Origin of the sequence: Pseudomonas sp. S34 (genome assembly GCF_009866745.1) — a bacterium.
GTDB classification, from domain to species: Bacteria; Pseudomonadota; Gammaproteobacteria; order Pseudomonadales; family Pseudomonadaceae; genus Aquipseudomonas; species Aquipseudomonas jessenii.
The window spans coordinates 5823379-5843943 of the sequence record NZ_CP019398.1; the positions used below are offsets into that span (position 1 = coordinate 5823379).

A 20565-nucleotide genomic window follows, 5' to 3' on the forward strand; every position below is an offset into this window, starting at 1 on the left:
ACTGGCTCAACCCACTCACATCCCATGCCGTTTCATCAACTTGTCATAACTCCCGTCTGCCTTCATGGCCGCGATCTCGCGGTCGAAACCGGCGACGATCCGTGCATGCTCGGGATTCTTCAGGCTGACGATGATATGCAAGCTGTTCTCGCTCAATGCCTTGGGCAGGAACTCCACGGCGTTCCGCACCTTGGGTGACTCACGGGCCAGATAGTAGCGGGCGACGAATTCATCTTCCAGCGTCAGCTTGACCCGGTCCGCCGCGAGCATGCGCACCGCCATGGCGAAACTGTGCACAGGGACTTTCTGCAACGACTCGTCGTTGTCGAACGGGGGCGAATAGGCGTATCCACGCACCACGGCAATCGGATAGGTGTGCAATTGCTGCAGGTTATTGAATTCAATGGGCGCGTCCTTGCGCTTGAGAAAGCGCACGCGATTGAGCAGGTACTCGCCGGAGAACTGGCCAAGCCTGGTCCGCTCCTCCGAGTACCACGCGTTGACCAGCACGTCGTATCGGCCCTCGCCCAATCCCATCAAGGCCCGTGCCCAGGGCACCTGTTCGAAATCACTGGCGTAGCCAGCCCTGGCGAGCGCGGTACTGACAATATCCGTCGCCAGACCACCGTTGACGAGCGTGGAATCGGTAAAGGGGGGCCAGGCATCAGCGACCAGCCGCAGTTTTTCTGCCGCCGCTCCCTGAACCAGCAACAGCAATCCAATCAAGGCCAAAGCTCGATGCAATCGCGGCATGCCAGAAAATCCTTAGCGGGCGGCTTGCCCGACGTGTTTTCAGCCAAAACCCCAAGGCCCCTGTACCGGCAAGGCCCGGGTACTCAACATTCGCTCATCGAAGCCATAGCACAGCGCTTCGGTCCAGATTACACAAAGAAGACATCCGCGCGAAAAATGAATGATGGCATTTTGGCCTTTGTCACAGATTCTTCCGCCATAAAGACTTCTGGCGTGAGTGCGCTTAGTATCGGAACGACGTTTTCAGGGAATCAAAACATGACAGTCGACTGGATCTGCAAACACCACAGCGACCTGGGCAAGGAGCAGCTGTACGCCATTTTGCAGCTGCGTGCAGAAGTGTTCGTCGTAGAACAGAAATGCGTTTACCAGGATATCGATGGCCAGGATCTGGAAGGTGACACCCTCCACGTGATGGCCTGGGACGGTAACCGGCTGGTGGCCTACCTGCGCCTGCTTGACCCGCAATCACAGGGCGGCGATGTGGTGATCGGGCGGGTGATCATTGCACCCCAGGCACGCGGTGCCGGGCTGGGGCATGAGCTGATGGAACAGGCACTCAAACAGATCGAAAAATACTGGCCCGGTCTGCCGGTCTACCTCTCGGCCCAGGCGCATTTGCAGGGGTATTACGGGCGGTATGGGTTTGTCGTGGCGGGTGAGGAATATGTCGAGGATGGCATTCCACACATCGGGATGCGCCGCCCTTAAGGGCCTCTTCGCGAGCAAGCCCGCTCCCACATTTGATATCTATCGCACACGAAACCTGTGTTTACTGCTGATCTAATGTGGGAGCGGGCTTGCTCGCGAAAGCGTCGGTTAAATCACTGAAAGATTTCAGGGATACTCCAGCACCGCCTTGATCTGCCGCAGATTGCGCTCGATCCAACCGCGATCGATCGCACCCCACTCGCGAATCCGATAGCGCCCCGCATGGTTGCGCGCGCCCTCTTCCTGCTCGAACTCACAAATGATATCCAGATCCGCCAACGCCGCGATGGTGTCCTGTGCCGTGCGCCGGGGCATGCCGGTGACTTCGGTCAGCGCCGGGACGCTGCTGGCCAGCCCGCTGTCGATCAGGTACGCCACGTACAACCGGCGATAGAAGCTGCTCTTGGTCTTGCTCACGTCCATCCAATGCTCCTTAAAAGGTCGCAGCCTGCGGCAGCTCCTACAGATCCCGCCACGTCAGGTACACCCGCACATCAAATTCCACCTGGTGATAACCCGGCAGCATGTGTTCGCACAGTTTGTAGAATGCCTTGTTGTGGTCCGATTCCTTGAAGTGCGCCAGCTCATGCACCACGATCATTTTCAGGAACTCGCAAGGCGCTTCCTTGAACAGCGAAGCGATGCGGATTTCCTTCTTGGCCTTGAGCTTGCCACCCTGCACCCGTGAAATCGTGGTGTGCAGGCCAAGGGCACGGTGGGTCAGGTCCAGACGGTTGTCGAACAGCACCTTGTCGATGGCCGGAGCGTTACGCAAGTACTCCTGCTTGAGGTCCAGAGCATAGGTGTACAGCGCCTTGTCGCTCTGCACCCCGTGCTTTTGCGGGTAACGCTGGTTCAGGTAATCGCCCAGCCGACCGTCGGCGATCAGCTGGCGCACCTGATCCTGCAAGGTGGCGGGATAGGCCTGGAGATATTTCAACACGGTCATCGGGGCGGCAATACAGGTCACTAAAAGGTCGCCAGTGTAGCGAATTCAGCGGGGCAGCGCGCTCCAGTCGAACGGCTGGACAAAGACCCCGGCGTCTTCGGCCATCATCGGCCGGGCTACCAGAAAACCTTGCACATATTCACAGCTGTTGGCTTGCAACCATTCATACTGAGCGACGGTTTCCACCCCTTCGGCAATCACCAATATTCCGAACTGCTTGCACAGGTCGATCACACTGCGCACCAGCGCCGCATCCCTTGCCGAATCCGGCAACCGGGCGATCAAATGGCGGTCGATCTTCAGAGTATCCAGCGCCAGGTCGCGCAAGTGCGTCAGGGAGCAGGGTCCGGCCCCGAAGTCATCCAATGCCACTCGTACGCCCAGGTTGTGCAGCAGGCGCAACTGCTTGCGGGTTTCTTCGGGGTTGTGCATCAAGGCCTCTTCCGTGACCTCGACTTCCAGGTGACGCGGTTGCAGGCCATGACGCTCCAGCACCTGGCGCAACTCGGTGACCAGGTTGGGCATGCCGAACTGCGTACTGCTCAAGCTGACGCCGAGCACCAGGTCCTCGGCAAACAGGGACTCCCAGGCTTTGCGTTGCCCGGCGCCGCGATTGTAAATCCAGCTGCCCAGGCGACTGATCAGTCGCGCCTCCTCCAGCAATGGCAAAAACAGCCCCGGGGGGACATCGCCAACGCTCGGATGCTGCCAGCGCAACAAGGCCTCGAATCCACGAATCCGCCCGTCGGCAATTGCAACCTGAGGCTGATACACCAGATTGAAATCCCGGTTCTCGATGGCCGTGCGCACACTTTCTTCCAGCATCAGCCGCGTGCGCGCCCGGCCGTTCATTTCATGATCGTAGAAGCGATATTGCTGGCGGCCGGCACGCTTGGCCTCGTACATGGCAATGTCGGCCGCCCGCATCATCCCGTCGAGATTGGCACCACAATCAGGGAACGAGGCAATGCCGATGCTGGCACCCAGAGCGATATCGAAACCGTCGATCTGCTGACAGATCGACACTCGCTCGATGAGCTTCTCGGCAATCTTCGCCGCCTGCTCGGGGAACTCCAGATCCAGCAGCGCGGTGAACTCGTCGCCGCCCATTCGCGCCAGAGTGTCGAAGGGCCGCAGGCAAGCCTTCAACTGTTCGGAGACCCAGCGCAGCACCCGATCGCCGGCATCGTGCCCGAGCGAATCATTGACTCGCTTGAAGCCGTCGAGGTCCAGATACATCAAAACCCAGGAGCGGTCGGAACGCTCACCGCGCAACAGCAGGTTCTCTACGGTCTGGTAGAAACCCCGGCGGTTGAGCAATCCGCTCAGCGGATCGGTGACCGCCTGAAACTCCAGTTGCTGATGCAGATGGCGCACCACCGACATGTCCAGCACGGTCACGACCATCGCATGTTGCTCGGCGGGCAATGGCGCGCAGGACAAGGCCACCGGCACTTGCTGCCCGGGCGCCGTACGTAGCAGGGCATCGTGCAGGCGCAGGGTTTCGCCGCGTTTGTATCCGGCCAGCAACTCGGAATCGGCCCAGATCGGGATATGCGGTTTTTGCAGGTAGTCCAGAAACTCCTTGCCTTGCAGTTCCTGCACCGTGGCATTGAGCAACCGTGACATCGCCGGATTGGCAAAACGAATCAGACCGTCCTCACCCAATACCAGAATGCCTTCGGCTGCGTTTTCCAGCACCGACGCATTAAAGGCACGAGCCGCTTCCAGATCATGACTCAGGCGCTGCAAGGCCCTGCGGTTACGCTGGTGCTCGAGCAACGCCTGGACCTTGGGCGTAAAGACCTGTGGGTCGAACGGCTTGAACAGATAATCCACCGCACCACTGGCATAGCCCTTGATCACGGCATCCTGGGACTGTTCGTTGGCGGTCAGGAAAATGATCGGCGTCAGACGGGTCCGCTGGCTACCGCGCATCAGGCGCGCCACTTCATACCCGTCCATGTCCGGCATCTGCACGTCCAGCAGCACCAGGTCGATATCGTGCTCAAGTAACAAGCCGAGGGCCTCGAAACCCGAGGTGGCAGTAATGACCCGCCAGCCCTGGCGCTGTAACAACGCGCGCATGCTGATCAGGTTTTCGGGGTAATCGTCGACGACTAAAAGGGTTGAGCCGCCTTCTACTGGCGTGGGTTGCGCGCATTCCATGCTGCTTCTCTAATTGCGGGGTGTCAGGCCGGTTTCTCGTGAAAACCGGACACATACTGCGCCTTCACTCTAGACCCGGTTCTGCAAAAGCAGAAGGTGTCAGTAAGCCATCATTTAATCATAGTGTCTTTTTACCGACTAACGGTCGATGGTTCAGGCGATGGAAACCTGGAAAGATGTCGCTTCGACAGGATGTTGACGTCAGCCACCCGTCAGACGGGCATTAACAAAATCTCCCGCTACGCTTATAAAGGCCGCCCCCGAAGGTGCGGGCTAGAGCTTCTGGCACGTCCGTGCAGCATGAATCAAGTGGAAGAACCGACATGATCGATCTTGCAACCTGGAACCTCAGCGTCCCCGTTGGCAGCCCGCCGTACACCGTCGAAACCGCCAAACTGGTGGACGGTTTCAAGGATCAATACTTCCATTCCGACACCGGCACACTGTTTTTCTGGTCGCCCGTGACCGGCTCCCGTACCGAAAACGCAATTTACCCACGTACCGAATTGCGTGAAACCTACAGCAACGGCACGTTGAAAAACTGGTACTACCCGGAAGCCGACAATTTGTTGTATGCCACTCTGGCAGTGAACCAGGTGCCGAGTTCCGGGAAAATCGTCATCGGCCAGATCCATGCCTATCAAAGCCAGAAACCTCTGGTGAAGGTTGAATACCAATACAAGACCAGCACAGGCACCGGCAATATCGTCGCCAAGGTCCGGATGCATCCCGATGACGATACAGGCCGGGTGATCATCGTTGCGACGGGGGTGAAACTCGACCAGGAGTTCAACTACCTCATTCACCTCAGCCCCGGTGGCGCCTTGGGCATCAGCGCGGCAGGTTATCAATGGGATACGCAAATCAGCACAACCTGGCGTGACAAACCGCTGTATTTCAAGGCCGGGGTCTATGTACAGGACAACACCGGGTACACCACTGAAGGCGGCAAAGTGACCTTCAGCAAGCTGGATATCGATCACAACAATTGATATCGAGGCACTGTTGATCTGGTGGGAGCGGGCTTGCTCGCGAAGGCGTAGTGTCAGACGAAATTAATGTTGAATGACACACCGCTTTCGCGAGCAAGCCCGCTCCCACACTGACCGCGTCGATCCTGGATCATCGCCCATAAAAAACCCGCCTGTCTCGGCGGGTTTTTTATGGGGCTCAAACGCGAAAGGCTTAGTTGACCTTGGCGTTCAACTCACCTTTCAGGTAACGCTGATACATGCCTTCCAGCGAGATCGCCTTGATTTTCGAAGCGTTGCCGGCAGTACCGAAGGCTTCGTAGCGAGCGATACACACGTCGCGCATGGCGGTGACGGTGGCGCCGAAGAATTTACGTGGGTCGAACTCGCTCGGGTTGGTGGCCATCAGGCGACGCATTGCGCCAGTGGACGCCAGGCGCAGGTCGGTGTCGATGTTGACTTTGCGCACGCCGTGCTTGATGCCTTCGACGATTTCTTCAACCGGTACGCCGTAGGTTTCCTTGATGTCGCCGCCGTACTGGTTGATGATCGCCAGCCACTCTTGCGGAACCGAAGACGAACCGTGCATCACCAGGTGAGTGTTCGGAATGCGCTTGTGGATTTCTTTGATACGGTCGATGGCCAGCACGTCGCCGGTAGGCGGTTTGGTGAACTTGTAGGCGCCGTGGCTGGTGCCGATGGCGATGGCCAGGGCATCCACCTGAGTGCGTTTTACGAAGTCAGCGGCTTCTTCCGGGTCGGTCAGCATCTGGCTGTGATCCAGGACGCCTTCGGCGCCGATGCCGTCTTCTTCACCGGCCATGCCGGTTTCCAGCGAACCCAGGCAGCCCAGCTCGCCTTCTACCGAAACGCCACAGGCGTGAGCCATGGCTACGGTTTGTTGGGTCACACGGACGTTGTAGTCGTAGTCGGTCGGGGTCTTGCCGTCTTCACCCAGGGAGCCGTCCATCATCACCGAGCTGAAGCCCAGCTGGATGGAGCGCTGGCAGACGTCAGGGCTGGTGCCGTGGTCCTGGTGCATGCACACCGGGATGTGCGGGAATTCTTCGATGGCTGCCAGGATCAGGTGACGCAGGAACGGTGCACCGGCGTATTTGCGAGCACCGGCCGAAGCCTGGACGATCACCGGGGAGTCAGTCTTGTCAGCGGCTTCCATGATGGCGCGCATCTGCTCAAGGTTGTTGACGTTGAAGGCTGGAACGCCGTAGCCGAACTCGGCTGCGTGGTCCAGCATCTGGCGCATGCTGATAAGTGCCATTGTGTATATCTCTCCCGGTTGAGGGTCGTTAATCGTGCCAGCCTGCCGTAGCGGCGGCGGCTATTCAAGTTATTGCAGATCAGGGGTTGAGCCCGGGCTGCGAATTCGGTGTTGCATCAATCTCAATCACGACACAAAACAACTGTGGGAGCGGCGGTGCGACGTTTCGACTTGCTCGCGAATGCGATTTAACATTCAACATTTATGCAAGCTGATCTACCGCTTTCGCGAGCAAGCCCGCTCCCACATTGGGTCCGTGGTGTTTCAGTTATTGCGCCTTACAACCGCGGCCAATCAAATCATTGGTGGCGACCCAGTAAACCAGGCCTTCCTCACCTTTTATGTGAAACGCCAGCATGTCGTTGCTGTACAGCGAACCCGATGCACCCGGCTCCTGTTTCAAGCGGTAGACCTGATCGGCACCGCCCAGACGCACGTCGACTTCCCTAAGGCTGTCGTCGGTGTAGCGCCACAACACTTTGGCCTGGCTGTCGCAGGTCCAGGTGGTCCAGTTATCCACAGGCGCGGACGACTGGAACGGGTTCAACTGAGCACAACCAGCCAACAGCGCCAGCGCCGTAACGGCGATAAAACCTTTCATCCATGTCCCTCGACTGACGGCACACGCCGCCAGCCCTGAGTAAAGAGTCAGACCCGTCAAGGGCAGCCATGTTCCTTGGCGGGTGCCCGGGTCTCGTATTTGTCCAGGCCCTCGGGCCCGGAGCGCTTGTTGAGCACCGGGTTGGTTTCCGCCTGCCAGTCGGCCTGATAACAGCCGTTGCGCGACGCAGGCGCCTCGGGTTCCGGCGTGGCTTTCGGGCTGCTCCCGCAAGCCGCCAGTGAACCCGCGACGATCAACAGCGCTAACGTCTTGACCATGTCAACACTCCCTTGCCTGGTCAAACGGGCGACCCTCAGGCCTTGGCCCGGCTTTCCAGGACTTCAACGGCTGGCAGGACCTTGCCTTCGACGAATTCGAGGAACGCACCGCCACCGGTAGAAATGTAGGAGATCTGCTCTGCCACGCCATACTTGTCGATGGCCGCCAGGGTGTCGCCACCGCCGGCAATGGAGAACGCCGCGCTGTCCGCGATGGCCTGGGCCAGCACCTTGGTGCCATTGCCGAACTGATCGAATTCGAACACGCCGACCGGACCGTTCCACAGGATAGTCTTGGACGACTTCAGCAGCTCGGCGAAATTCGCCGCGGTCTGCGGACCGATGTCCAGGATCATGTCGTCGGCAGCGACGTCAGCGATCAGTTTGACGGTCGCAGCGGCGCTTTCCGCGAATTCCTTGGCAACCACTACGTCCACTGGCAGCGGTACGCTGACCTTGGCGGCGATGGCGCGAGCGGTGTCCAGCAGGTCCGGCTCGTACAGGGATTTACCGACCGGGTGACCGGCAGCAGCCAGGAAGGTGTTGGCGATGCCGCCACCGACGATCAACTGGTTGCAGATCTGGCTCAGGCTGTTCAGCACGTCGAGTTTGGTCGACACCTTGGAGCCGGCAACAATAGCCGCCATCGGCTGGGCCGGGGCACCCAGGGCTTTGCCCAGTGCGTCCAGTTCAGCGGCCAGCAGCGGGCCGGCAGCGGCGACTTTGGCGAACTTGGCCACGCCGTGGGTCGAACCCTCGGCACGGTGAGCGGTACCGAAGGCGTCCATCACGAACACGTCGCACAGGGCGGCGTATTGCTGGGCCAGTTCGTCAGCGTTCTTTTTCTCGCCTTTGTTGAAGCGCACGTTTTCGAACAGCACGATGTCGCCCGCTTTCACGTCAACACCGCCCAGGTAATCGGCCACCAGCGGCACTTCACGACCCAGAGCACGGCTCAGGTAGTCGGCGACTGGCTTGAGGCTGTTCTCGGCCGAGAACTCGCCTTCGGTCGGACGGCCAAGGTGCGAGCAGACCATCACGGCCGCGCCTTTTTCCAGGGCCAGCTTGATGGTCGGCAGCGAGGCCAGGATACGCGCATCGCTGGTGACAACACCGTCCTTGACTGGAACGTTGAGGTCTTCGCGGATCAATACGCGCTTACCTTGCAGATCGAGGTCGGACATCTTCAACACGGTCATGGGTCGCACTTCCTACGGTTTTTTTGAAGTTGCTGTTTGCAGATAGTGTTCTGCAACGTCCAGCATTCGGTTGGCAAAACCCCATTCATTGTCGAACCAGGCCAGGATGTTCACCAGCCGAGGGCCGGAAACGCGGGTCTGACTGGCATCGACGATCGCCGAATGTGGGTCATGGTTGAAATCACAGCTTGCGTGGGGTAGCTCGGTGTAGGCCAGCAGGCCTTTGAGCGGGCCGCTGGTGGCGGCTTCGCGCAGGATCCGGTTTACCTCGGTGGCGTCGGTCGCGGTGGCGGTCTGCATCGTGATATCGAGGCAGGACACGTTGACCGTCGGCACCCGCACGGCTTTGGCCTGAATTCGTCCGGCAAGTTCCGGCAGCAGGCGCTCGATACCTCGCGCCAGACCGGTGGACACCGGAATCACCGACTGGAACGCCGAACGGGTACGGCGCAGGTCTTCGTGGTGATAGGCATCGATGACCGGCTGATCGTTCATCGCCGAGTGAATGGTGGTGATCGACACGTAGTCCAGACCAATGGCCTGATTCAGCAGGCGCAACAGCGGCACGCCGCAGTTGGTGGTGCAGGACGCGTTGGACACCAGCAATTCGTCGCCGGTCAGGCAGTCCTGGTTCACGCCGTAGACGATGGTCGCGTCAACGTCCGTCTCGCTGGCCATCGGCTGGGAAAACAACACACGCGGGGCGCCGGCGTCGAGGAAACGCTGGCCGTCTTCGCGAGTGTGATAAGCGCCGGAGCACTCCAGCACCAGATCGACGCCCAGGGACGCCCAATCGATGCCTTCGGGGGTGGCACTGCGCAGGACTTTCACGCAGTCGCCATTAATATGCAGACAATCGCCCTCGACCTTCACTTCGCCGGGGAACCGGCCATGGGTGGAGTCAAAGCGTGTCAGGTATTCGATACTGGCCATGTCCGCCAGATCGTTGATCGCGACAATCTCGAACCCGGCCTTTTCGCCTCGCTCGAACAACGCACGCAAGACGCAACGACCAATCCGGCCGTAGCCGTTGAGTGCAACTTTGTAGGGACGCGGTTGAGGCATGGGATTCTCGATTACCGTGGTGAATCTGTCATCGCAGCGTTGACCGAACCACCGTCTTCGCGAGCAAGCCCGCTCCCACAGGGAAATGCATTCCAATGTGGGAGCGGGCTTGCTCGCGAAGGCGGCAGTCCGGATGACGCAACTTCTGGATCAGTCTTCCAGCAGCTCTTCAGCCTGACCCAGGATGTTTTCCAGGGTGAAGCCGAACTCTTCGAACAAGGCCGGCGCAGGCGCCGACTCGCCGTAGGTGGTCATGCCGATCACGCGGCCTTCCAGGCCCACGTACTTGTACCAGTAGTCCGCGTGGGAAGCTTCGATGGCGATACGGGCGCTGACCTGCAACGGCAGGACCGATTGCTTGTAGCCGGCGTCCTGGGCATCGAACACGCTGGTGCACGGCATGGAAACCACGCGCACCTTGCGGCCCTGCTCGGTCAGTTTGTCGAAGGCCTGAACGGCCAGGCCGACTTCCGAACCGGTGGCGATCAGGATCAGCTCAGGCTCGCCCGCACAGTCCTTCAACACGTAACCGCCACGCGCGATCTCTTCGACCTGAATCGCATTGCGGGTTTGGTGCTGCAGGTTCTGACGCGAGAAGATCAGGGCCGAAGGACCGTCCTTGCGCTCCAATGCGCACTTCCAGCTCACCGCCGATTCAACGGCGTCGGCTGGGCGCCAGGTATCGAGGTTCGGCGTGCAGCGCAGGCTGGCCAGTTGCTCGATTGGCTGGTGAGTCGGGCCGTCTTCGCCCAGACCGATGGAGTCGTGGGTGTAGACGTGGATCACCCGCTGCTTCATCAGGGCCGACATGCGCACCGCGTTACGCGCGTATTCCATGAACATCAGGAAGGTCGCGCCGTAAGGCACCAGGCCGCCGTGCAGCGCCACACCGTTCATGATCGCGGTCATGCCGAACTCGCGCACGCCGTAGTACATGTAGTTGCCGCTGGCATCTTCGGCGGTAACACCTTTGCAACCTTTCCACAGGGTCAGGTTGGAACCGGCCAGGTCAGCCGAACCGCCGAGAAACTCAGGCAGCAACGGGCCGAACGCATTCAGCGCGTTCTGGCTGGCTTTACGGCTGGCGATGGTTTCGCCCTTGGCCGCCACTTCGGCGATATAGGCCGAGGCTTTTTCGCTGAAGTCAGCTGGCAGGTCACCGCTCAGACGACGCACCAGTTCGTTGGCTTCAGTCGGGAACGCGGCGGAGTAAGCAGAGAAACGCTGGTCCCACTCGGCTTCAACAGCGCGACCGGCTTCCTTGGCGTCCCACTCGGCATAGATATCGGCCGGGATTTCGAACGGGCCGTGATTCCATTTCAGCGCCGCACGGGTCAGGGCGATTTCCGCGTCACCCAGCGGGGCGCCGTGGCAATCTTCCTTGCCTTGCTTGTTCGGAGAACCGAAACCGATGGTGGTCTTGCAGCAGATCAGGGTTGGCTGCTCGCTTTTACGTGCAGTGTCGATCGCCGTCTTGATCTCTTCCGGGTCGTGACCGTCGACATTGCGGATCACTTGCCAGTTGTAGGACTCAAAACGCTTCGGGGTGTCGTCGGTGAACCAGCCTTCGACTTCGCCATCGATGGAGATGCCGTTGTCATCGTAGAAGGCGATCAGCTTGCCCAGGCCCAGGGTACCGGCCAGGGAAGCGACTTCGTGGGAAATGCCTTCCATCATGCAGCCATCACCCAGGAACACATAGGTGTGGTGATCGACGATGTTGTGGCCAGGACGGTTGAACTGCGCCGCCATGACTTTTTCAGCCAGGGCAAAACCCACGGCGTTGGCCAGGCCCTGGCCCAGTGGACCGGTGGTGGTTTCTACGCCCGGGGTGTAGCCGAGTTCCGGGTGGCCCGGGGTGCGGCTGTGCAGTTGACGGAACTGCTTGAGGTCATCGATCGACAGGTCGTAGCCGGTCAGGTGCAACAGTGAGTAGATCAGCATCGAGCCGTGGCCGTTGGACAGCACGAAGCGGTCACGGTCGGCAAACGAAGGATTGCTCGGGTTGTGCTTGAGGTAGTCGCGCCAAAGCACTTCGGCGATATCTGCCATACCCATAGGGGCACCGGGATGGCCGCTGTTGGCTTTTTGCACGGCATCCATGCTGAGGGCACGAATGGCGTTGGCACGCTCACGACGGCTAGGCATCGCTGTTCTCCTGGGGGCTTGATTAAAACGAAACGGAAAAAAGGCGAGCATTTTCCCTCACCGGGCCGCCTCGGGGCAATGACAGATAGTCATCTGAAGGCGTTTTTCCAATGGATAACGACGTATTCGCCTGGTGAAACCTTTCCGCGGTCCGATTGTTGACAAAAGCTAACGTCGAGAAGTGCCATCTATCGAGCAATATCAAAACTTTTTGATATTGCTCTTGCGATACCTTCGACCCGTGACTAGACTGCCGGCCTTATGAATTTACGCGTGCCCTCCATTCAACATGACGATTGCGATGAGCTGGCGGCCTTGTGCAAGGCTGGCGGCGATCCCCTGCGGTTGAATGTCTTGCGCGCACTGGCCAATGACTCGTTCGGCGTACTGGAACTGGCGCAGATCTTCGGCATCGGCCAGTCAGGCATGAGCCACCACCTCAAGGTACTGGCACAGGCCGACCTGGTGGCAACGCGCCGCGAAGGCAACGCGATTTTCTACCGTCGCGCGCTGCCCCACACCGAACTGCTGGGCGGCAAACTGCACGCAGCATTGCTCGAAGAAGTGGACAACCTGACGCTGCCGACCGACGTACAGTCGCGCATCACCCAGGTCCATGGGCAACGTGCGGCGGCCAGCCAGGATTTTTTCTCAAGGGTTGCGGAGAAGTTTCGCGCCCAGCAAGACTTGATCGCCGGCCTGCCGCAATACCGCGAAAGCGTGGTGGCCCTGCTCGACAAGCTGAGCTTCGACAAAGACGCCACGGCCATTGAAGTCGGCCCCGGCGATGGCGCATTCCTGCCGGACCTGGCGCGCCGCTTCGCGCAAGTCACGGCGCTGGATAACAGCAGCGCGATGCTCGAACTGGCGCGCCAGGTCTGCGAACGCGACAAGCTGACTAACGTTAGCCTGCAACTGGCCGATGCTTTGAACGGCGTCAGCCTCAAGGCCGATTGCGTGGTACTGAACATGGTGCTGCACCATTTTGCCGCACCGGCCGATGCGCTCAAGCACATGGCCCATTTGCTGCAACCAGGCGGTAGCCTGTTAGTGACAGAGTTATGTAGCCACAACCAGAGTTGGGCCAAGGAGGCCTGCGGTGATCTCTGGCTGGGGTTTGAACAGGACGATCTGGCCCGTTGGGCCACCGCTGCGGGACTCGTTCCCGGGGAAAGCCTCTATGTAGGCTTACGTAATGGTTTCCAGATCCAGGTCCGCCATTTTCAGCGACCGGCTGGCGACACTCACCATCGGTAATTTCAGGAAAACATCGAGATGAGCGAATACTCCCTTTTCACCTCCGAGTCCGTGTCTGAAGGGCATCCGGACAAAATCGCCGACCAGATTTCTGATGCGGTGCTGGACGCCATCATTGCTGAAGACAAGTTCGCCCGTGTGGCGTGCGAGACTCTGGTGAAAACGGGCGTGGCGATCATCGCCGGCGAAGTCACCACTTCCGCCTGGGTTGACCTGGAGCAGATCGTTCGTGACGTGATCACCAACATCGGCTACACCAGCTCCGACGTCGGCTTTGACGGCGCGACCTGCGGCGTGATGAACATCATCGGCAAGCAGTCCCCTGACATCAACCAGGGTGTCGACCGTGCCAAGCCTGAAGATCAGGGCGCCGGCGACCAGGGCCTGATGTTCGGCTACGCCAGCAATGAAACCGACGTGCTGATGCCTGCACCGATCACCTTCTCGCACCAGCTGGTACAGCGCCAGGCCGAAGCCCGTAAATCCGGCCTGCTGCCTTGGCTGCGCCCGGACGCCAAGTCGCAAGTGACCTGCCGTTACGAAAACGGCAAGGTTGTCGGTATCGATGCCGTCGTTCTGTCGACCCAGCACAACCCGGAAGTGTCGTACAACGACCTGCGCGAAGGCGTGATGGAGCTGATCGTCAAGCACGTGCTGCCTGCCGAACTGCTGAGCAAGGACACCCAGTTCCACATCAACCCGACCGGCCAGTTCATCATCGGCGGCCCAGTGGGTGACTGCGGTCTGACCGGTCGCAAAATCATCGTCGACAGCTACGGCGGCATGGCCCGTCACGGCGGTGGCGCGTTCTCCGGTAAAGATCCATCGAAGGTTGACCGTTCGGCGGCCTACGCCGGTCGTTACGTGGCCAAGAACATCGTTGCCGCCGGCCTGGCCGAGCGTTGCGAGATTCAGGTGTCCTACGCCATCGGCGTTGCCCAGCCGACTTCGATCTCGCTGAACACCTTCGGCACCGGCAAGATCAGCGATGACAAGATCGTCAAACTGGTCCGCGAAGTGTTCGACCTGCGTCCATACGCGATCACCACCATGCTCGACCTGCTGCACCCGATGTATCAGGAAACCGCTGCGTACGGCCACTTCGGTCGCACCCCGGCGACCAAGACCGTTGGTGACGACACCTTCACCACGTTCACCTGGGAAAAAACCGACCGCGCCGACGCCCTGCGTTCTGCTGCCGGCCTGTAAGGTTCCCCCGCAACACCCGAAGCCCCGCACGGTTCGCGCCCTGCGGGGCTTTTTATTGGTATTCGCTTTACACCGTATCGAGGCCTTCGCGAGCAAGCCCGCTCCCACAGTTGATCTTTGGTGTGACAAAGATCCATGGGCAAACGCAATTCCCTGTGGGAGCGAGCTTGCTCGCGATGAGGCCAGCACAACTACCAGAAATACCCGGCAAAACACCCCCTCGCTGCGCCAACTGATACTGACCTAGCCTTCACGCACCTCACCGAGCAAGGACGCTCAAGATGCTTCCCGACCTGCGCCTGTTTTTCGCCGCTCTACTGACCCTTGCCTACCTGACCGCCAGCGCCGCCGAGTGCCCGGACTGGCCACCAGAACGCGCCCGGAACGAAGTCCGCAAACTGCAACAACAAATCGACCTCTGGGACGACAGCTATCACCGCCTGGGACGCTCACTGGTCGCCGATGAACTCTACGACCAGTCCCGCGCGCGACTCACCCAATGGCGCCACTGCTTTAACCTGAGCCCGCCCGCAGACCCCTTGCGCACTGCGCGCGGTACGCTGCCCCACCCCATCGCCCACACGGGCCTGGACAAACTGCACGATCAGCCCGCCGTGGAAAAATGGCTGCGTGACCGGGTCGACGTCTGGGTCCAGCCTAAAATCGATGGCGTGGCGGTGACCCTGGTTTACCGCAGCGGCCTGTTGGCCCAGGCAATCAGCCGCGGCGACGGCCAAAGCGGCCAGGACTGGACGGTTCCTGCACGGCAGATTCCGGCCATCCCGCAACGGCTATCTCAGGCCCGGGACTTGATCGTGCAAGGCGAACTGTATTGGCGCCTGACCGATCACGTGCAGGCCCGGGCCGGTAGCCTCAATGCTCGTGGCTCGGTGGCCGGTCTGATGGCACGCAAGGTCTTGAGCGCCGAACAGGCCGCCGGCATCGACCTGTTTGTCTGGGACTGGCCCCAAGGACCGGCGAGCGTACCCGAGCGTGCCGCGGCGCTGACTGCGCTGGGCTTCCCGAGTACCACTGCATACAGCCAGCCCATCGCCTCCGTCATTGATGCCGAACGCTGGCGCGAGCACTGGTATCGTTCCCCCTTGCCCTTTGCCAGCGACGGCATCGTCCTGCGCCAGAATCAGCGCCCAGCCGCCGAACGCTGGCAAGCCAGGTCACCCTACTGGGCCATCGCCTGGAAATACCCCTTCGCCCAGGCACTGGCCGAAGTCCGCCAGGTTCACTTCAAAATCGGCCGGACCGGGCGGATCACTCCGGTTCTTGAACTGACCCCGGTAAAGCTCGATGACCGGCAGATCAAGCACGTCAGCGTCGGTTCGTTGCAACGCTGGCAGACGCTGGACATCCGCCCGGGTGACCAGGTCGCCATCAGCCTGGCCGGGCTGACCATTCCCAGGCTCGATAGGGTTGTATTGCGCAGCAGCGAACGCGCCGAATTGAACGCGCCGCGGGCAGAGGACTTTCATTCATTGAGTTGCTGGCAACCGACTCCGGGCTGTGAGAGCCAGTTTCTCGCGCGCCTGACCTGGCTCAGCAGCAAACAAGGCCTGGCGCTGCCCAATGTGGGTCCGGGCACCTGGGAAAAACTTCTTGCAACAGGTCGGCTGAACGGCCTGTTGGATTGGTTGACCCTCGATGCCCAAGAGCTTGCTACCATTGACGGTTTCGGCGAGCGCAGCGCGGCTCGTCTTGCGGACAGCTTCAACCGAGCCCGGCAACGCCCGTTCGCGCACTGGCTGAAAGCCTTGGGATTGCCGCCGACAGGTCAGGCGCATCTCGGCGATTCATGGCTGGTACTGGCGCAGCGAGACATCGAACAATGGCGGGCCGAGGCCGATATCGGGCCAGGGCGCGCGGCGCAACTGAGCGCTTTTTTCCGCGATCCGCAGGTACTGGGCTTGAGTGAAACGTTACGTGATGCGGGGATTGACGGCTTTTAGCTGCCGGCCCTGCGCCCACCGGGAACCCCAAGGGACCGCTGGGCTCCAACAAGCCATTGCCACAGTGGTCTGCTTGCTTTCCTACATGGAGCTTTTATGAAATTTCTTTCACCGCTCGCCCTGTTGACCCTTTGCAGCGTGCTGGCCACCCCGTTGATGGCGGACGAGGAAGCGCCGGGGCTGACCGGTTGCGCCGCCAAGAAGCAAGGCATCGTCAACCAGATCGAATTGGCCAAGGTCCACGGCAACGCCGACCAGCAGGCAGGCCTGGAAAAGGCCTTGAGCGAAGTCGAAGCGAACTGCACCGACGCCTCGCTGAAGAAGGAACGGGAAAACAAGGTGCTCGACGCCAAGCACGAAGTCAGCAAGCGTCAGGCAGACCTCGACAAGGCCATGAGCAAAGGCGATCCCGACAAGATCAACAAGCGCAAAGACAAACTCGCCGATGCCCGCAAGGAATTGCAGAACGCATTGGATGAACTGGATAAGTAATCACTGGTAACGAACAGAGATCTTCGGTGTTGCCGAAGCAGCCTTCGCGAGCAAGCCCGCTCCCACAGGGGATCGGTGTTGTGAACACTTTTTGTGCCACACCACAAATCCCCTGTGGGAGCGGGCTTGCTCGCGAAGACGTCAGTCCGGGCAACGCCAATCAATGATCCCGAAACGCCTTATGACACCCACTGCAAGCATCTTCGACTTTCTGTACCGCCGGCCCCAGGTTGCTGGCCTTGTAGGGTTGGACCTGGCTGGCGATCACCAATTCACCGGTGGCGCTTTCAAGGTCGCGGGCCATTGCCTGAAAGCGTGTCTGTTGCTCCCAGACATCGCTCTTGGCGCTGGTGTGATCCTCCTCGCGCACTTGCGGAAAATGCTGCCACGGCTCACGGGACAACGCATCGAGTTTCACCGCACCTTCGGCGAACTTCGGGCCATCGAAGGCAATGCGCCCACGCAACATGCCGCCCAGGTCTTCGCCAGTCTTGAGCATCTGCTTGAAAATGGCCTTGCGCTGGCCGAGCGGCGAGTTGGGGTCGATACCGCCACAAGCGGACAGCGTCAGGCAGGCCAGCAATACAACAGAAAGTCTTTTAAGAGTCATGGTGGCTTCAGGTCACGGGAAACGGCGGCCAGTATCCTCGCGTCATCGGCAAAGACCAATAGCCCTATTATCAACAAGGGTTGCTTGAACGCATGGAGCGCTCAGGCAACCGGCAAAGGAATCACTCCATGAACAGCCGTTTCAACGCGTGGCGTCACCGCCTGGCCTGGACCCTGCCGATGGTGGCCCTGCTCGCAGGCTGCACCGGTGGCGACAACCAACAACCGAAAACCCACGCCCTGGCCACCTACTCCAGCGCCACATGGGAAGCGCTGCCGGCGGTGTCCGACAGCGACCTGGTCGCCGGTTTCGGTTCCTGGCGCAGCGCCTGTACCCGACTCAAGACCGATCCGGTCTGGGGTGGCACCTGCGCAGCGGCTGTCAACGTGCCGCAAACCGCCAGCGACATTCGCGGTTTTCTCAAACAGAACCTCGATGTCTATGGCCTGCGCGCCGCCAACGACAACCCCAACGGCCTGATAACCGGCTACTACGAACCGGTCTATCCCGGGAGCCTGACCCAGACCAGCGCTGCCAATGTCCCGGTCTATGGCGTCCCCGAGGACATGATCATCGTCGCCCTCGACAGCATTTACCCGGAACTCAAGGGCAAGCGCCTGCGCGGTCGACTCGAAGGTCGCGTGCTCAAGCCATACGACGATGCGGCAGCCATCGAAAGCAAAGGGGTCAATGCGCCGGTCGTGGCCTGGCTGACCGATCCGATGAACCTGCAGTTCCTGCAAATCCAGGGTTCGGGTCGTATCCAGCTCGACAATGGTCGCCAGTTGCGCATTGCCTACGCCGATCAGAACGGCCACCCGTATCGACCGATCGGTCGCTGGCTGGTGGAACAGGGCGAACTGAAAAAAGAAGACGTGACCATGGGCGCCATCAGCACCTGGGCCAAGGCCAATCCATCGCGGATTCCCGAACTGCTCGGCAGCAACCCCAGCTATGTGTTCTTCACCCGCAACCCGGACAGCAACGAAGGTCCGCGCGGCTCGCTGAACGTACCGTTGACCGCCGGTTACAGCGCGGCAGTGGATCGCAAGGTGATTCCGCTGGGCAGCCTGTTGTGGCTGTCCACCACCAGACCGGACGGCACGGCCCTGGTTCGCCCCGTTGCAGCACAGGACACCGGCGGCGCCATTGCCGGCGAGGTTCGGGCGGATCTGTTCTGGGGCACCGGGGATGCGGCCGGGCAACTGGCCGGGGACATGAAACAGCAGGGGCAGATCTGGATGCTCTGGCCCAAAGGCGCGACGTTGCCGCAAGTGCCGCAGGTGGCGGATGCGCAGAAGACCACCCCTTAAATGCTGCTTCGCCTGTTAGATAGCTTTCGCGAGCAAGCCCGCTCCCACATGAGATCACCATCGAACACAGAATCTGTGTCCACTGAGGATCAAATGTGGGAGCGGGCTTGCTCGCGAAGAGGTCCTCACAGGCGATGAAGACTCAGGCTGACACCACAAAGAAACTCACGATCAACCCCATCCCCACGAACCACATCAACGACCGCAGCGTCGCCCAGTCCGCCAGATAGCAAATGATGTAGAGCAGCCGGCTGGTAATGAACAGCACGGCCAGCACATTGATCGTCACCAGTTCGGCATTGCCGGCCAGATGCGCCACGATCACCGCCGCAGCGAACGCCGGGGTCACTTCAAAGCTGTTCAGTTGCGCCGCATTCGCGCGCCTGCCCAAGCCTTCCAGCGAATCGAGAAAGTCCCGGGGATCATGGTTGTCTCTCAACCTGAACCCGCCGCTGATCTTGGCCACGCCCACACACACATACGGCAGGAAAATCGCGATCAAAATGCACCACAGAGCAACCGTCATAAAGCAGTCCCTTCTTCACGTTTCAGAACAGTCAAAATTTCATGACCAATATACCGATCAGCACCAGCCCACAGGCCAAGAGGCGCGGCCCGCCAAAAGGCTCCTTCAGGTAACGCATGCCAAACAGCACCACCAGAATTACGCTGATCTCGCGCAACGCCGCCGCTTCTGCAATCGAGCCCAGCTGCATCGCCCACAGCACCAGAGCGTAGCTGAACAGCACGCAGAACCCGACGGCCAGGCCCAGTCGCCACTGCTCGCGCCAGAACAACATGAACGCGGGTCGTTTGCGCACCAACGCCAACAGCGGAAACGGCCAGGCACTGAGCAAGGTGACCCAGACCAGATAGTCCAGTGGATGGGACCAGCGCCGCAATGCCTGCCCGTCAATGTAGGTGTAGCAACCGATGCACAGGCCGATCAGCGCCACCACCGGTAACATCGACCAGGGCAAACGCGCACCGCCACCGCCCTGCCAGAGCAGGCACAGCATGCCGAACGGGATCAGCAGGATTCCGAAAATCTGCTGATGGGTCAGCACTTCCCCGGCAAAGATCAGCGTCAGCGCCAGCACCACCAACGGTGACAGGCCGCGCATCAATGGATAGACCAGCCCGAGGTCGCCGACCCGATAGGCCTGTATCAGCAAATAGCGATAGAGCAACTCGAACGCCGCCGACGCCAGGATCCACGGCCAGATCTCCAGTGGCGGCATGCTCAGGAACGGCAGCATCAGCACGACAAAGAGCAGCGCCACGCTGTCCATGCAGGCCACCACCAACAGCCGCTCCGCACTGAACTTGATCAGGGTATTCCACGCCGCATGCAACAGCGCCGCCACCAACACCAACGCCGTCGCAAGCACGGCCTACTCCTTTTGTTGTCTCCACAATCCCTGTAGGAGCGAGCTTGCTCGCGAAAAACGTGAGGACAACGCGCTCAATCAGAGAGCACCCGTCATCGTTCACGTCCATCGCGAGCAAGCTCGCTCCTACAGGGGCCGGGTAGAGAATTGATTCGCCATATTTCAGTGTCTGTTTATACTGCAAGCGACCACGCCGCACTCAGTTGCGC

20 protein-coding genes are annotated in these 20565 nt (G+C 60.2%); 7 read left to right on the top strand and 13 right to left on the bottom strand.

The features are described from left to right. Positions 1 to 15: 15 nt before the first annotated feature. Complete coding sequence (locus PspS34_RS26130) at positions 16 to 753, bottom strand: transporter substrate-binding domain-containing protein (protein ID WP_150813777.1); 738 nt, start codon at positions 751 to 753, stop codon at positions 16 to 18. 258 nt (positions 754 to 1011) lie between these two features. Here PspS34_RS26130 and PspS34_RS26135 point away from each other — a divergent pair, with 258 nt between their 5' ends. After that, positions 1012 to 1464, top strand: coding sequence for a GNAT family N-acetyltransferase (locus PspS34_RS26135; protein WP_057712970.1), 453 nt, complete (start codon positions 1012 to 1014; stop codon positions 1462 to 1464). Positions 1465 to 1590: 126 nt separating this feature from the next. Here PspS34_RS26135 and PspS34_RS26140 read toward each other — a convergent pair whose 3' ends face one another. From PspS34_RS26140 to PspS34_RS26150, 3 genes are read right to left on the bottom strand one after another with little or no spacing between them, the layout of a single operon-like run. Next, positions 1591 to 1887 (bottom strand): winged helix-turn-helix domain-containing protein, encoded by a 297-nt coding sequence (locus PspS34_RS26140; RefSeq protein ID WP_090178776.1) that lies wholly within the window; start codon positions 1885 to 1887, stop codon positions 1591 to 1593. A 37-nt stretch (positions 1888 to 1924) separates the two neighbouring features. Then, positions 1925 to 2413 carry a M48 family metallopeptidase gene (locus PspS34_RS26145; RefSeq protein ID WP_057712969.1) on the bottom strand — a complete coding sequence of 163 codons (489 nt, stop codon included), beginning with the start codon at positions 2411 to 2413 and terminating at the stop codon, positions 1925 to 1927. A 45-nt stretch (positions 2414 to 2458) separates the two neighbouring features. Further along, entirely contained in the window at positions 2459 to 4582 is a 2124-nt protein-coding gene (locus PspS34_RS26150) for an EAL domain-containing protein (RefSeq protein WP_154860989.1), read from the bottom strand. Between the two features lie 323 nt (positions 4583 to 4905). On the opposite strand from PspS34_RS26150, the gene PspS34_RS26155 reads away from it, so the two are divergent. Next, positions 4906 to 5574, top strand: coding sequence for a polysaccharide lyase family 7 protein (locus PspS34_RS26155; RefSeq protein ID WP_150813775.1), 669 nt, complete (start codon positions 4906 to 4908; stop codon positions 5572 to 5574). A gap of 193 nt (positions 5575 to 5767) precedes the next feature. Here the strand turns inward: PspS34_RS26155 and fba are convergent, their stop codons facing one another. The 6 genes from fba to tkt all read right to left on the bottom strand — a co-directional run bounded on the left by fba (position 5768) and on the right by tkt (position 12123). Then, positions 5768 to 6832 carry a class II fructose-bisphosphate aldolase gene (fba, locus tag PspS34_RS26160; RefSeq protein WP_007981624.1) on the bottom strand — a complete coding sequence of 355 codons (1065 nt, stop codon included), beginning with the start codon at positions 6830 to 6832 and terminating at the stop codon, positions 5768 to 5770. Positions 6833 to 7100: 268 nt separating this feature from the next. Then, positions 7101 to 7433: an MliC family protein gene (locus tag PspS34_RS26165; protein WP_150813773.1), complete on the bottom strand. Its 333-nt coding sequence runs from the start codon at positions 7431 to 7433 to the stop codon at positions 7101 to 7103. A 56-nt stretch (positions 7434 to 7489) separates the two neighbouring features. Further along, the gene (locus tag PspS34_RS26170) at positions 7490 to 7711 is read right to left on the bottom strand and encodes a hypothetical protein (RefSeq protein WP_150813772.1); all 222 of its coding nucleotides are present in this window, start codon (positions 7709 to 7711) and stop codon (positions 7490 to 7492) included. A gap of 35 nt (positions 7712 to 7746) precedes the next feature. Continuing rightward, a complete protein-coding gene (locus PspS34_RS26175; RefSeq protein WP_057712964.1) occupies positions 7747 to 8910 on the bottom strand; it encodes a phosphoglycerate kinase in 1164 nt (387 codons plus the stop codon). Positions 8911 to 8922: 12 nt separating this feature from the next. Continuing rightward, complete coding sequence (epd, locus tag PspS34_RS26180) at positions 8923 to 9975, bottom strand: erythrose-4-phosphate dehydrogenase (RefSeq protein ID WP_057716543.1); 1053 nt, start codon at positions 9973 to 9975, stop codon at positions 8923 to 8925. A gap of 150 nt (positions 9976 to 10125) precedes the next feature. Next, on the bottom strand, positions 10126 to 12123 hold the full coding sequence (gene tkt / locus PspS34_RS26185) for a transketolase (RefSeq protein WP_154860988.1): 1998 nt from the start codon (positions 12121 to 12123) through the stop codon (positions 10126 to 10128). A gap of 261 nt (positions 12124 to 12384) precedes the next feature. On the opposite strand from tkt, the gene PspS34_RS26190 reads away from it, so the two are divergent. From PspS34_RS26190 to PspS34_RS26205, 4 genes are all read left to right on the top strand, one after another. Continuing rightward, entirely contained in the window at positions 12385 to 13380 is a 996-nt protein-coding gene (locus PspS34_RS26190) for a metalloregulator ArsR/SmtB family transcription factor (protein WP_057712962.1), read from the top strand. 18 nt (positions 13381 to 13398) lie between these two features. Then, positions 13399 to 14589, top strand: coding sequence for a methionine adenosyltransferase (metK, locus tag PspS34_RS26195; protein WP_008050251.1), 1191 nt, complete (start codon positions 13399 to 13401; stop codon positions 14587 to 14589). Between the two features lie 281 nt (positions 14590 to 14870). Continuing rightward, complete coding sequence (gene ligB, locus PspS34_RS26200) at positions 14871 to 16550, top strand: NAD-dependent DNA ligase LigB (RefSeq protein ID WP_154860986.1); 1680 nt, start codon at positions 14871 to 14873, stop codon at positions 16548 to 16550. A 96-nt stretch (positions 16551 to 16646) separates the two neighbouring features. Continuing rightward, entirely contained in the window at positions 16647 to 17042 is a 396-nt protein-coding gene (locus PspS34_RS26205) for a DUF1090 domain-containing protein (RefSeq protein ID WP_057712960.1), read from the top strand. A 160-nt stretch (positions 17043 to 17202) separates the two neighbouring features. Here PspS34_RS26205 and PspS34_RS26210 read toward each other — a convergent pair whose 3' ends face one another. Further along, positions 17203 to 17652, bottom strand: coding sequence for a cytochrome c (locus tag PspS34_RS26210; protein ID WP_154860985.1), 450 nt, complete (start codon positions 17650 to 17652; stop codon positions 17203 to 17205). A gap of 128 nt (positions 17653 to 17780) precedes the next feature. On the opposite strand from PspS34_RS26210, the gene PspS34_RS26215 reads away from it, so the two are divergent. Further along, a complete protein-coding gene (locus PspS34_RS26215; RefSeq protein WP_150815193.1) occupies positions 17781 to 18965 on the top strand; it encodes an MltA domain-containing protein in 1185 nt (394 codons plus the stop codon). A gap of 142 nt (positions 18966 to 19107) precedes the next feature. Here PspS34_RS26215 and PspS34_RS26220 read toward each other — a convergent pair whose 3' ends face one another. Both PspS34_RS26220 and PspS34_RS26225 read right to left on the bottom strand, forming a co-directional pair. After that, positions 19108 to 19491 (bottom strand): MAPEG family protein, encoded by a 384-nt coding sequence (locus tag PspS34_RS26220; protein WP_057712957.1) that lies wholly within the window; start codon positions 19489 to 19491, stop codon positions 19108 to 19110. A 31-nt stretch (positions 19492 to 19522) separates the two neighbouring features. Then, entirely contained in the window at positions 19523 to 20356 is an 834-nt protein-coding gene (locus tag PspS34_RS26225; protein WP_090451887.1) for an EamA family transporter, read from the bottom strand. Between the last annotated feature and the right edge of the window lie 209 nt (positions 20357 to 20565).

Bases quoted from the DNA above. Each gene is read 5' to 3' on its own strand.
- PspS34_RS26130 (WP_150813777.1), bottom strand. From the start codon at position 753: ATGCCGCGATTGCATCGAGCTTTGGCCTTGATTGGATTGCTGTTGCTG.
- PspS34_RS26135 (WP_057712970.1), top strand. From the start codon at position 1,012: ATGACAGTCGACTGGATCTGCAAACACCACAGCGACCTGGGCAAGGAG.
- PspS34_RS26140 (WP_090178776.1), bottom strand. From the start codon at position 1,887: ATGGACGTGAGCAAGACCAAGAGCAGCTTCTATCGCCGGTTGTACGTG.
- PspS34_RS26145 (WP_057712969.1), bottom strand. From the start codon at position 2,413: ATGACCGTGTTGAAATATCTCCAGGCCTATCCCGCCACCTTGCAGGAT.
- PspS34_RS26150 (WP_154860989.1), bottom strand. From the start codon at position 4,582: ATGGAATGCGCGCAACCCACGCCAGTAGAAGGCGGCTCAACCCTTTTA.
- PspS34_RS26155 (WP_150813775.1), top strand. From the start codon at position 4,906: ATGATCGATCTTGCAACCTGGAACCTCAGCGTCCCCGTTGGCAGCCCG.
- fba (WP_007981624.1), bottom strand. From the start codon at position 6,832: ATGGCACTTATCAGCATGCGCCAGATGCTGGACCACGCAGCCGAGTTC.
- PspS34_RS26165 (WP_150813773.1), bottom strand. From the start codon at position 7,433: ATGAAAGGTTTTATCGCCGTTACGGCGCTGGCGCTGTTGGCTGGTTGT.
- PspS34_RS26170 (WP_150813772.1), bottom strand. From the start codon at position 7,711: ATGGTCAAGACGTTAGCGCTGTTGATCGTCGCGGGTTCACTGGCGGCT.
- PspS34_RS26175 (WP_057712964.1), bottom strand. From the start codon at position 8,910: ATGACCGTGTTGAAGATGTCCGACCTCGATCTGCAAGGTAAGCGCGTA.
- epd (WP_057716543.1), bottom strand. From the start codon at position 9,975: ATGCCTCAACCGCGTCCCTACAAAGTTGCACTCAACGGCTACGGCCGG.
- tkt (WP_154860988.1), bottom strand. From the start codon at position 12,123: ATGCCTAGCCGTCGTGAGCGTGCCAACGCCATTCGTGCCCTCAGCATG.
- PspS34_RS26190 (WP_057712962.1), top strand. From the start codon at position 12,385: ATGAATTTACGCGTGCCCTCCATTCAACATGACGATTGCGATGAGCTG.
- metK (WP_008050251.1), top strand. From the start codon at position 13,399: ATGAGCGAATACTCCCTTTTCACCTCCGAGTCCGTGTCTGAAGGGCAT.
- ligB (WP_154860986.1), top strand. From the start codon at position 14,871: ATGCTTCCCGACCTGCGCCTGTTTTTCGCCGCTCTACTGACCCTTGCC.
- PspS34_RS26205 (WP_057712960.1), top strand. From the start codon at position 16,647: ATGAAATTTCTTTCACCGCTCGCCCTGTTGACCCTTTGCAGCGTGCTG.
- PspS34_RS26210 (WP_154860985.1), bottom strand. From the start codon at position 17,652: ATGACTCTTAAAAGACTTTCTGTTGTATTGCTGGCCTGCCTGACGCTG.
- PspS34_RS26215 (WP_150815193.1), top strand. From the start codon at position 17,781: ATGAACAGCCGTTTCAACGCGTGGCGTCACCGCCTGGCCTGGACCCTG.
- PspS34_RS26220 (WP_057712957.1), bottom strand. From the start codon at position 19,491: ATGACGGTTGCTCTGTGGTGCATTTTGATCGCGATTTTCCTGCCGTAT.